The sequence below is a fragment of the Flavobacterium xueshanense genome, from assembly GCF_900112975.1.
GTDB classification, from domain to species: domain Bacteria; phylum Bacteroidota; class Bacteroidia; order Flavobacteriales; family Flavobacteriaceae; genus Flavobacterium; species Flavobacterium xueshanense.
The window spans coordinates 86,381-98,729 of the sequence record NZ_FONQ01000001.1; the positions used below are offsets into that span (position 1 = coordinate 86,381).

A 12,349-nucleotide genomic window follows, 5' to 3' on the forward strand; every position below is an offset into this window, starting at 1 on the left:
AAACACCAACTATTTGAAATACTTTTACATATATTGCCTAGTGTGTTTATAAATTTTTCCAATTAAAATCTAAAATCAAATTTATCTTTTTTTGCAACACTATTATCTAATACTCATTATGGTTAAAATTCTATTTTTCAGAATTATTGCATCTGAATTAATTTCCCATCTAATGTCAATATTTTGCCCCGAAGAAACCGCAGCAATTGCCTGTAAAGAAATTGATCCAGTATTCAAATTACTTGCGCAAGTTCTACTCGAGTTAGGGCACTACAACTCAATTTTGATAAATACTTAGCGTTGCTAATGCTTTGCTGGTGATCGCTACAGTAGTACTAGCAGGTTTAAATAAAGAGCCATTCGCGCTGGAATATTCAAAACCTGAAATATCGCCTAATTTTGTACCTATATCCCCAGTCAAATAAGAATTTGCATTGTTACTAACTGCACCGTTACTAGTGAATCTAACAAAAGTAGCTGATGTACCGAAGTCAAGATAAGAGCAGCTTAAGGGCATATACGCTGTTCCGGGACCAAAACTAATAGCCCCTGTTGTTGCGAATAATCTACCTTCAAAAGTTCCATTAGCGCCCATAAAAACGACTCCCTTATTAGCAATGATAGTTCCTTTCAATACAGTTGAAGCGGAAATAGAGACGGCTCTTTCTACGACCCAAAATACGTTACATGCTGAGGCACCGTTTGTCAATACAATATTAGTTGCTGACCCTGTAGTTAAAGCTCTTCCAATTTTTAAAATAAACCTGCATTGGGATTTCCTTGCGCATTTAAAGTTAAAGTTCCTGCAACAGATGCTGCAGCTCCTATTGCATACACTCCGGCAATTAAAATCTCGCCACTACCAAAAGAAGGTGCATGAATGGTATTGGTGGTAGGAACAATTATCAATTGATCGTATGCCGTTTTTAAATCTAATTTGCCTTGTGCCGTATTTACTGATCTGGAAGTATAGCTGGAAGGTATACTATATTGACCATTAAACATAACCAGATACGTTCCAGCCACAGGAGTCAATAACATTCCTGGAATTACAACAGCGGTATTTATATTAGTTTCTATCTCCTCCGTTGCATTAACCGAATTAAAATTATCTGAATTGGCCAGTACAAAAGCTATAGTTGCTAATTGTGTCGTATTTGTCCCAATTGCTGCAGTTGGAGCCAAAGGTATTCCTGTAAAGGTTGCCGAATCTGAAAAAACTAACTTTCCGGTTCCAGTCTCATCAGTCAATGAATTCTGTATTTGTACTGAAGTTGTACTTCCAGTTTCCGTTCCGTACAAAGTTCCAGAACGGGGCAACGTGACGTCTGTTAATCCAGTAGTTGTAATTATAGTTGCACATGCTCCCGGTAGAGCAAGCGTTGACCCGTTACTATTGACTATTCCAATTCCCCCATTTATTGGCAAAACTAAACCTGTAATAAAATCTTTCCAACGCAAATCATAAAAATAAAAAATTGATGTGTTAGTGTTGTAAATAAGAAGTTCTGTAGTAGGCGAACTAATAGCATCTCTCTGCACTGTAGTCAGATGCGGCATCAAAAATCCTTTATCGGTAAAATAAACATCCAGAACTGCTGATGCTTCGGGATTACTAGTACATATTCCTACTTGTGCACTGCTCATTTCTGAAATTAGAAGGAATAAAACATATAAAAACAGGGTATTATTCCTCATTTGTCTAAATTATTAATACTTTAAAAACAATATATTTTGTAATTTGACAACTCATTTTTTAATTTTACAGCATCAAAATGTACTGTCATTACACTTTTGAAATATGTCACTTTAGGCCTGTAAAAAACAATATTGATTACATAAAAGTTACCCGCTGGGTACTCTTATTCAAAATATCATTACAGGTGTTTTTATGCATTAAAAAAAAGGAATAAAAAATGTATCGATAACCGTTATTACTAACAACTTCTTACTTCTCAATACCTTTTTCTAACAAAAATTGCTCGAACTCACGAAAATTATAATTACAAACTAATTACAACCAACGCGTTATCATTATTCATTTTCTATTTAAAAAAAAACTCTTCAACAAGATTTAAAAAAATATTTATACATAGCACCACCGTAAAAATCATCTAACACTGATTAGTGTCAATATTCTGTTATTTAGCTTTAATGATCCTGAATCTGTTTTCCAACGGACGTCAATGTTTTCACCCGCCAAAACAGTTGCAATCGCTTGCAGAGACACATCTCCGGTATTTACAGAACTTGATCTCGTTCTACTTGAGTTAGCGATTAAAACTCCATTTTGATACACACTAAAGGTAGCAATAGCATTATCAATTCCGGGGCTTACAAAAGTACCATTCACTGCAGCAGTTTGAAAACCTGAAAAAGTACCTGCACCTACGCCAATGTCTCCAGTAATATTTGAAATCCCTGAATTGCTAACATTACCAGAAGAAGTGAACATAGCAAAGGACGACAAAACACCTAAATTGGCATGTGAACTATTTGCAGTTTTAGTTATCATTGAAGTATCAATGCCTATGGTCCCGGCAGTAGATAACATTCTTCCATCTAATGTACAATTAGCTCCTAAAGAAACTGCACCAGTATTAGCAAGGATGGTTCCTTTCATAGTAGTTAGGGCTCCTATAGTGATAGCTCCTTTAGCCAACCAAAAAACATTAGCTGCCGATGCCCCATTCAGCAGCACTATCGTTGTGCTTGCTCCTATACTTAAAGTTGATCCCACTTTAATAACAAAAAGAGCATTTGAATTTCCCTGTCCATCTAAAGTAAGGGTACCTGCGGCGGAAGCGGCGGAAGCTACACTATGAACCCCCGGATACAAGGTCTCCGTTCCAAATGTAGCTCCGTGCGCTACTGTAACGGGAATATTATCCAGCTGACTAAAAACCGCTTGTAAATCTGCTACCGCCTGCGCCGCTTTATTGCCCGGCACAATAGTATATTGCCCATTAAAAGTAACAGCATAAGTTCCAGTCGAGGGACTTATTGACATACCCGGTACTAAAATGTCCGTTGCTGAACTGGTAGATATTTCTGCTGTACTGTTAACGGATTTATAATTATTCGAATTAGCCAAAACAAATGCTGTAGTTGCTAATTGCGAAGTATTAGTTCCTACGGCTGCTGTTGGAGCTACCGATATTCCTGTAAAAGTTGGAGATTCCGAAAAAACTAACTTTCCACTCCCAGCCTCGTCGGTCAAAGAATTTTGTATTTGTGCTGAAAATATACTTCCTACTTCTGTTCCAAATAAAGTTCCTGTTTTTGGTAAGGTAATATCTGTTACTGCCGTTGTTGTAATTGTAGTAGCAAATGCTCCTGGTAATGCAAGCGTTGCTAAGTTACTATTGGCTATTCCAGTTCCCCCATTTATCGGCAAAACTAAACCTGTAACAAAATTGTTCCAGCCCAAATTATAAAAATTGAATAGTGAAGTTGTGGTGTTATAAATGAGAAGTCCTGTTGCAGGTAAGCTTATTGCGTCTCGTTCTGCTGAAGTCAAGCGAGGCAATAGAAATCCTTTAGTAGTAGATTGAATGTCTAATATCGACGAAATTTCAGGAGTTGTTGTCCCGATTCCTACTTGTGCATTTGATACTATCGAAATTAATAATAGAATGAATAAGAACGAAATACTATTTTTCATATATTTTTGATTACTCTATTGAGACTTATCTTGACCTGTAGAAAATCAAAACTTTTTTAAATAAAAAAGTATTAAAATCCATCAAGATCTGTTTGAGTTCCGGTTGTTGTTCCTTTTACTACTATAAAATCGCGGGAAGCAGACCACAAAGAGCAGCTACTGTATCGGACACATTTTGAATAAATCAAACTTGTACAAAGTATAGATAGAAACAACATCAAGCCTCTGCTAGACTATTTTTTGTTGCAAATTAAATAATTAGTTCAATAATTGACTAATTGTTTGCTTTGACGCGAAATTAGATTCATTTTTATGATAATTTTATGAATGTTAGAAACTACATCGTTTTCGTTGTAACGAAAACGTTATCGATTTTAAAAATAGACACTTGAATATTAGTCCAAATTATTTAAATAACTTGTTTAGAATACACAAACTGAAAGATTCTGATTTCTAATAAACCAAATCCACTCGATAGTATTTTAGACAAATTATTCAATCTGTAAGTGACCAACGGGTAAATACAATGTTGATTGTCAACAACCAGATCAGTATGTGTTTGCTGCTATTTTACTCAAAAATCAGTATTATTTTTTTGCTAAATAATCTAAAAATCGCAAAAAAGAGCGTTCTCTTAAATACGCTAAATTTAATTCGTTTGCGTAGGCTTCCCGCTCAAAACTAATGTTTCTATACGCTAAGTCAGCATTTTTATACTGAGCCAATCGAACCAAATATTCTATAAAATACCAAATAAAAAATGGAATTATCAATAACTCCAATTGTTGTCGAAGATGAATTTTTTCGTGATTGACAAAAATTTTATTTCCTTTATCCACACCATATTTTACAAATACAAAAGGAAATAAAGCCAATCCACGATATCCTTTCGGAATTAAATATTTAGTGACAATTAGTAACATTTGGCAGCGTTTGTAAATTTTAGTAATTTAAGGAGTAAAGTACTAAATAAATATCCGATTTAGTGACATTTGCAAACTCAAAAATTAACGTCTAAAAAGAATTCATTTTTCTACAATTTCAAATCACATCATGCCATTTGGCTCATTTCCTTTATTACCCTGAAAACAATTAAAATAGTAATTTAGGCATTATTTTCATTCTTAAATTAACTGAGTTTCGGAAGAAAGTAAATTAAAAACTTTTATTCGTTTATAATTCGTCCTTTACTTTGACTTTTTATTTTTTTTATCACCTGTCTTTATTTGATTATCAATTTTATTAATTGGTTACAATCTTACAAAATGTATAACTATCATTGAAAATAAAAAACAATTCGTAAAAAAAATCCCTTTTTATTTATAAAAAATGCTTTACAAGGACTATTTTTGCAGTTAGTCAGTTTTTTTTGTGACATTAACGGCATTTTAATAATTTTTTTTCGATTTTACTAAACCCATATAACATCATTACATATTTTGGACCAAAAATACTTCTCCAAAAATACCGATAATTTTAAATTTACTTTGAATATTGCTAATTTTCCTTCAATTAGTGTAAAAAAGAAACAATATAAAATCCAGTTTATAATTCCCTTGAGTTTGCTGATGATGTTTTTATTTGCGGGAAATACATTTGCACAAACGACACTTTTTAGCTCAGGTTTTGAAACTAGTGATGCAACATTTACAAGCTCTGCCGGTACAAATACCATAATTACCCAACCTAATACAGACAATCAAAAAACAGGAATAAATTCTGGAAAAATGGTGGCAAATGCCGATAATACCAGCTTCACAGGTTCCATCATTACTTCGAATAGAATTTCTTTTATCGCCGGAAGGTATTATACGGTCTCTGTTTGGGCGAAGGCAGCTGGAGATGTCTCCTTTTTGAAAATTAAAAAGTCAGTAAATGCAACCAATGCCGATATGATTGCTGCGACAGGAACTGACGTAATTTTAACATCTTCTTCAGCTAATGTTACAACAACAAGCTATGTGCAATTTTCCGCAACTATTATGGCTTCGGCTACTGAAAACAAATTTGTTGGAATACAGGTCATATCTGGGGCACAAGGGAACAGATTATCTACTGTATACATAGATGACATTAGCATTGTTGAAAACACTAGCTTTCCTATAACTTATTGTACTCCTTCTGTAAGTAGTGGCCTCGAAACAACCAGATACATTTCAAAAATTAGCTTTATTGGCACGTTGAATGACGTAACTAACACATCAACCTTCTCATCCACAACTCCTGGGTATGAGGATTTCTCTAATCTATCCAACAAAGCGATACAGGCGCAGGGTGAGGGAATCAATGTATTCTTTCAAAGTCCTAACTCTCAAAATATTGTTGCCTGGGTAGACTGGAACAAAGATGGAGACTTTTATGATACGGGAGAACAAGTGTATTCTTGTGATGCTTCCGGCTCAACTATTTATACCGCATCTACAACTTTTGGATTTATTATCCCACCAACAACTGCTTCTGGCGATTATAGAATTAGAATAAGATGTGTTGCATACAATTCAACACTAGCTGCCACTCCATGTGGTAACATCAATACTTATGGAGAAACAGAAGATTATTTATTTACTGTAATTTCAAGTTGTTCCGCAACAATCACAAGTATAACAAATGGATTCAATTGCGGAACAGGCTCCGTTACATTAGGAATAACCGGATCAGCCGGTAGCACGCAATACCGTTGGTACGATGCACAAACAGGAGGGACATTAGTAGGAACGACAGCGTCAACCACATGGCCAACCCCTTCTATTACTGCCACAACAACGTATTTCGTAACGGCATTAAATGGGAGTTGCGAATCTTTATTTAGAACCCCGGTCGTGGCAACTATAAAACCGGTTCCCACTCTAACTTTTCCAAATGCCAACCCTGAAGTTTGTGGCGAAAATAGCATTATATCACTACAAGTAACAGGAAGTAATGAACAAGTTTATCTAATTGACGAAAATTTTGAAAGCGGTTCTCTAGGAGCTTTTTCAAATTACAACATTATATCAAACAGCGCATCTATTGACAATAGCTCCTCTTGGCAAATTAAATCCAGTACATTTGTTCCTGGATATCCGCCTTTTTATGTTTGGTTTCCTGCAATATCCTCTGGTTTTGGAACAAATAAGTTTGCAATGGCTGCGTCGGATGTTGGAGGTTCTTCAATACACAATGAACTTCGTTCAACAAACATTAATGCTAGCAACTTTTTAAATTTAAAACTTTCTTTAAGAATTTATTTCTCAAGGTACACCCCAGATGACACAAGCACACTTTCTGAATTTGTTGCCATAGAAATTTCAGATAATAATGGTGCTTGGACTACTATTAATCCTAATTACACTACCGACTTAGGAATCGGAACACGTTTTGACTCCAAAACGTATGACTTAAACAGTTATGCAGGAAAATCGAATTTAAGAGTTAGAATTAGATATTATGCTAATGGATGGTTTGACGGAGTAGCGATTGATGACATCAAATTATTTGGTGATAGACCATTATCCCCTTCATTTCAGTGGACAAGTGCTCTTCCTATCGATGCTTACACTAATGCCGCTTGTACTTTGCCTTATACCGCCGGTACACCTGCGTCAATTGTTTACGTGAAACCAACGTTGGCACAACTGGAACAAAGTACTTATTCATTTACAGCAAAAGCAAATTTAGCAAATAGCTGTTCCACAAGCGCAATCATAAACGTAACAAACAAATCCAAAGTTTGGCAAAACTCAACCACCGACTGGAATAATACGAGCAACTGGAAACCAGTTGGAGTTCCTACGGCCGATAATTGTGTGATTATCCCAAGTACAACTATCATCCCTATCATTCCTAACCCCGGCGCTTTGGCCAAAAACCTAACCGTTAAATCTACCGGTAACTTAGAACTCTCAACAGGAAGTAGCCTCACCGTAACGGACTGGATTAATGTGAATACAAGCGGAGTTTTTAATATAAGAGACAAAGCCAGTCTAATACAAATAAATAATGTCGCTAATACGGGAATTGTAAATATTGAAAGAGTTACGCCACCGATATCTAAACTTGATTATACATATTGGGGTTCACCAGTAACATTGGGTTCTAATTTTTCTTTAGGATCATTATCTCCTAACAGTCCTTTGATGTTTTCTTGGAAACCAACTGTTGGGGGTGGAGCAGGAAACTGGCAAAACGAAACGATAGCTACAATCATGGATCCAAGAAAAGGATACATTGTGCGTGCTCCAAACTCTTTTAGCAGCTCAATTAAAACACCTTATACCGCAACCTTCGCTGGAACTCCTAACAATGGTGACATATTTGCACCAATAAGCAAGGGAACTTTAATCGGAACTACGGATGTTGATGCTGAAAATGACGAATGGAATCTTATAGGAAATCCGTATCCTTCGGCACTTGACGCTGCAAAATTCTTAAATCTCGCTGTTAATACATCTGTTATTGATGGAACCTTATATCTTTGGACACATAATTCACAGCCTAATGCTGCCACTATTGATCCATTTTATGGGGATTATGTTTTGAATTACACTGACACTGACTATGCAGTTTTTAACACAACGGGCGGAACCGCTACTGCGCCCGCTTCCACAGGCGGATTTGCACCAACAGGATATATAGCTTCTGGTCAATCATTTTTTGTAAAAGCAGCAAATAATATGATAAATGGGACAACTGCTAATGTAACTTTTAACAATAGTATGCGTATTTCAGGACAAAATAGTAACTTCTTTAAGTTGACTAAAAACAATAATGAGGAGGCCATTCCTAAGACTGTTACTGATATAGAGCGGCACCGCATTTGGATAAACCTCACTAATAACTCCGGAGCTTTCAGTCAAACATTGGTTGGATATATTCAGGATGCGACACAAGGATTAGACCGGAGTTTTGACGGCGAATCTTTGGGAGGAAATGACGTTAGCTTCTACTCTATTATACCGGAAGCGGAATTAACGATTCAAGGGCGTGCGTTACCATTTGATGAAAATGATCAGATTACTTTAGGATATGATTCGGAAATTTCTGGCGAACTATCAATTAGAATTGATCATATTGACGGACTTTTCAACACTCAAAACATCTATTTAGAAGATAAAGAACTGAGTGTAATTCATAATTTAAAAGAAAAACCGTATGTTTTCAACACAGAAAAAGGAACTTTCAACGATCGTTTCTACCTGCGTTTCACTGACAAAACATTAGGAACGGATACCTTTAATTTATCTAAGTCTGATGGGGTAATTGTGGTTGTAAATCAAAACGTTACCGTTCAGTCTTCGAACCAGCTGATAAAAAATATTGTCGTATACGATTTGTTGGGAAGAAAAATAGATAATTATAAAAAAGTAAATGCTCTAAAATATACTTTGAGTCATTTAAACAAAACAACAGCCGGTTTAATTGTGAAAATCACTTTAGATAATGACACTGTAGTTTCCAAAAAAATAATATACTAATTAACACGCATCCTCCAAAAACTACTCCTCACCGAGTGGTTTTTTTTTGAAAAAAATTTAAAAATATTTCTGGCAATTCAACAATTTTATTAGTTCAAAAAATAGAAAGAGATTCATTCTAACTTCCCTTATAAAATTTCTAAATTTGTATTGCTAAGATAATTCTGTTTTAATCAACAACTCAATAGTTTGAGTGAATCGTATAAATTGAAATATTGTAAATAATTTTCACAAAAGAATATCCCCAAACATGATTGACGAGAACAATGGAAATAAATTAATTGAAGGTGAAGATTTCTATTTTACACCCGAAGGTTATAAATGTTTTACAGAAAAACACCATTTAAAAAGAGGGTATTGTTGTAAAAGTGGCTGTCGTCATTGTCCCTACGGTTTTGATAAAAAAACAGGATCCAATAAAAAGTAACTCCATTTAAGAATCCAAGTCAACAAAATATAGTTTTAAAAATATCAATGTAAAAATGGATATTTGTTTACAGAAATACAGAATCAAAATTCACAAATCCTATTATAGGTGGATATTCGTTATCCTTAGTGTTTTTTTTTATTATAATAGTGTCCTATCGAGCGCAGTCGAGATACTTTTTTAAAACAATACACTTAAAAATTAACGTAACAAGATTTAAAAAATGACTTTCCAAGAACAAATACTACAAGGGATTCCATCGGTTTTACCAAAACTTAAACCATACGAAACAGAAATTAATCACGCACCAAAACGAAAAGAAATTCTTTTGGCAGAGGAAAAAAAATTAGCCCTTCGTAATGCTTTGCGTTACTTTGAACCAGAACTTCATAGTGAGCTAATACAAGAATTTCGACAAGAATTAGAAACATACGGCCGTATTTATATGTATCGCTTTCGTCCCGATTATGAAATGCGAGCGCGTCCAATTGATGAATATCCTGGAAAAAGCGAACAGGCCAAAGCGATTATGTTGATGATTCAAAATAATCTGGATTACGCAGTTGCACAACATCCTCATGAGTTGATAACCTATGGCGGCAATGGAGCGGTTTTTCAAAACTGGGCACAGTATTTATTGACGATGCAATACTTATCAGAGATGACTGATGAACAAACCTTGACGATGTATTCCGGGCATCCAATGGGTTTGTTCCCTTCCCATAAAGAAGCGCCAAGAGTTGTAGTAACAAATGGCATGGTAATTCCTAATTATTCTAAACCGGACGATTGGGAAAAAATGAATGCTTTGGGCGTTTCTCAATATGGACAAATGACGGCCGGAAGTTACATGTACATTGGTCCTCAAGGAATTGTACACGGAACAACTATTACGGTTTTGAATGGTTTTCGTAAAATAAAACGCAGTCCAAAAGGTGGCTTATTTGTCACTTCTGGTTTGGGCGGAATGTCTGGCGCACAACCTAAAGCTGGTAATATTGCCGGTTGTATCACCGTTTGTGCCGAAGTAAATTCAAAAATAACGCACATTCGCCACAGTCAAGGATGGATTAATGAAGTCATTGAAAATATTGATGCACTGGTAAAAAGAGTCACTTTGGCGAAAGCCAATAAAGAAATTGTCTCTATCGGATATCTTGGAAATGTAGTAGACGTTTGGGAAAAATTTGACCAGGAAAATATTCATATAGATTTAGGATCCGATCAAACTTCGCTTCATAATCCTTGGGCAGGCGGCTATTATCCTTCTGATGTTTCCTTTGAAGAAGCTAATGAAATGATGGCTAATGACCCGGAATTATTCAAAATAAAAGTACATGAAACATTACGCAGACACACTACTGCTATCAATAAACATACTGCCAAAGGAACGTATTTCTTTGATTATGGAAATGCTTTTTTATTGGAAGCTTCCCGTGCCGGTGCAGATGTCATGGCGGAGAATCATATCGATTTCAGGTATCCGAGTTATGTACAGGATATTATGGGTCCTATGTGTTTTGATTACGGTTTTGGCCCTTTCCGATGGGTTTGTGCCTCGGGAAAACCAGAAGATTTAGTCCAAACAGATTTTATTGCTTGCCAAGTTCTGGAAGAAATGGCAAAAACTGCGCCTGAAGAAATCCAACAACAGATGCAAGATAATATTCATTGGATAAAAGGTGCGCAGGAAAATAAATTAGTTGTAGGTTCACAAGCCCGAATTCTTTATGCTGATGCAGAAGGGCGTGTAAAAATTGCCGAAGCTTTTAATCAGGCTATTGCCAAAGGCGAAATAGGAATTATAATTTTGGGCAGGGATCATCATGATGTTTCCGGCACCGATTCTCCATACAGAGAAACTTCTAATATCTATGATGGTTCAAAATTTACAGCCGACATGGCGATACAGAATGTCATTGGAGACAGCTTTCGTGGCGCTACCTGGGTATCCATTCACAATGGCGGCGGCGTAGGCTGGGGAGAGGTAATAAACGGTGGATTTGGTATGGTTCTTGATGGTTCAAAAGAAGCGTCAAGACGTTTAGCATTAATGCTTTTCTGGGATGTTAACAACGGAATTTCCCGAAGAAGCTGGGCACGAAACGACGGAGCATTATTTGCAATTAAAAGAGCGATGGAGACCCAACCTTTGTTGAAAGTGACCATCCCGAACATGGTAGCCGACAATTTGTTGGATTTTTAAAAATTTGAACGTATCTTTAATAAACATTTAATAATCAAATAATTAAATCATGAAAGCAATTAAACTACTTCCGCTACTTCTACTTTTCGTAATTGCATCATGCACTTCCGTAAAAGTATATTCCGATTATGATAATAATGTGGATTTTACTCAATACAAAACGTATGCTTTTCATAAAAAAGGCATCGATCGAGTTGAAATTTCAGAACTGGACAAGAAAAGAATACTCAATGCCATAGACACCGAATTAAGCAGAAAAGGAATGACCAAAAGTGAAAATCCAGATTTGCTGATTAATATACTTACAAAAGAGAGAGAAAGAATTGACGTAAACCAATACAACGCCGGTTGGGGATATGGTTGGGGTTGGGGATGGAATCCGTATTTATGGGGAGGTCGTAGCACTTATGTTACCTCATCAACGGAAGGAACATTGTATGTTGATTTAATTGATGCCAAGAAAAAAGAATTGGTTTGGCAAGGCGAAGGAATTGGCTATTTAACTGAAAACCGCAATGAAAAAGAAAAACAAATCAATGAATTTGTGGCTAAAATTTTAGAGCAATTCCCGCCGAAAGCAAAATAGTTTCCCATCAGAT

Annotated in this window: 8 protein-coding genes; 4 read left to right on the top strand and 4 right to left on the bottom strand. The window is 35.8% G+C overall.

Features of this window, described 5'->3' with window-relative positions; translation table 11 throughout:
- Positions 1-277 precede the first annotated feature (277 nt).
- From BMZ76_RS00380 to BMZ76_RS00395, 4 genes are all read right to left on the bottom strand, one after another.
- Positions 278-814, bottom strand: coding sequence for an ice-binding family protein (locus BMZ76_RS00380; protein ID WP_091202407.1), 537 nt, complete (start codon positions 812-814; stop codon positions 278-280).
- Positions 754-1,698: an ice-binding family protein gene (locus BMZ76_RS00385; RefSeq protein WP_143071032.1), complete on the bottom strand. Its 945-nt coding sequence runs from the start codon at positions 1,696-1,698 to the stop codon at positions 754-756. The genes BMZ76_RS00380 and BMZ76_RS00385 overlap by 61 nt, the downstream gene beginning before the upstream one ends.
- A 412-nt stretch (positions 1,699-2,110) precedes the next feature.
- The gene (locus BMZ76_RS00390; RefSeq protein ID WP_091202414.1) at positions 2,111-3,664 is read right to left on the bottom strand and encodes an ice-binding family protein; all 1,554 of its coding nucleotides are present in this window, start codon (positions 3,662-3,664) and stop codon (positions 2,111-2,113) included.
- Positions 3,665-4,251: 587 nt separating this feature from the next.
- Positions 4,252-4,587 (bottom strand): hypothetical protein, encoded by a 336-nt coding sequence (locus BMZ76_RS00395; RefSeq protein ID WP_091202416.1) that lies wholly within the window; start codon positions 4,585-4,587, stop codon positions 4,252-4,254.
- Positions 4,588-5,103: 516 nt separating this feature from the next.
- Between BMZ76_RS00395 and BMZ76_RS00400 the strand changes: the two genes are divergently transcribed.
- The 4 genes from BMZ76_RS00400 to BMZ76_RS00410 all read left to right on the top strand — a co-directional run bounded on the left by BMZ76_RS00400 (position 5,104) and on the right by BMZ76_RS00410 (position 12,336).
- Positions 5,104-9,117 carry a GEVED domain-containing protein gene (locus tag BMZ76_RS00400; RefSeq protein WP_091202418.1) on the top strand — a complete coding sequence of 1,338 codons (4,014 nt, stop codon included), beginning with the start codon at positions 5,104-5,106 and terminating at the stop codon, positions 9,115-9,117.
- 250 nt (positions 9,118-9,367) lie between these two features.
- Positions 9,368-9,544: a C1orf53 family protein gene (locus BMZ76_RS15810; protein WP_167547395.1), complete on the top strand. Its 177-nt coding sequence runs from the start codon at positions 9,368-9,370 to the stop codon at positions 9,542-9,544.
- A gap of 223 nt (positions 9,545-9,767) precedes the next feature.
- Positions 9,768-11,750 (top strand): urocanate hydratase, encoded by a 1,983-nt coding sequence (locus tag BMZ76_RS00405; protein ID WP_091202420.1) that lies wholly within the window; start codon positions 9,768-9,770, stop codon positions 11,748-11,750.
- A gap of 49 nt (positions 11,751-11,799) precedes the next feature.
- Positions 11,800-12,336: a DUF4136 domain-containing protein gene (locus BMZ76_RS00410; protein ID WP_091202426.1), complete on the top strand. Its 537-nt coding sequence runs from the start codon at positions 11,800-11,802 to the stop codon at positions 12,334-12,336.
- Positions 12,337-12,349 lie beyond the last annotated feature (13 nt).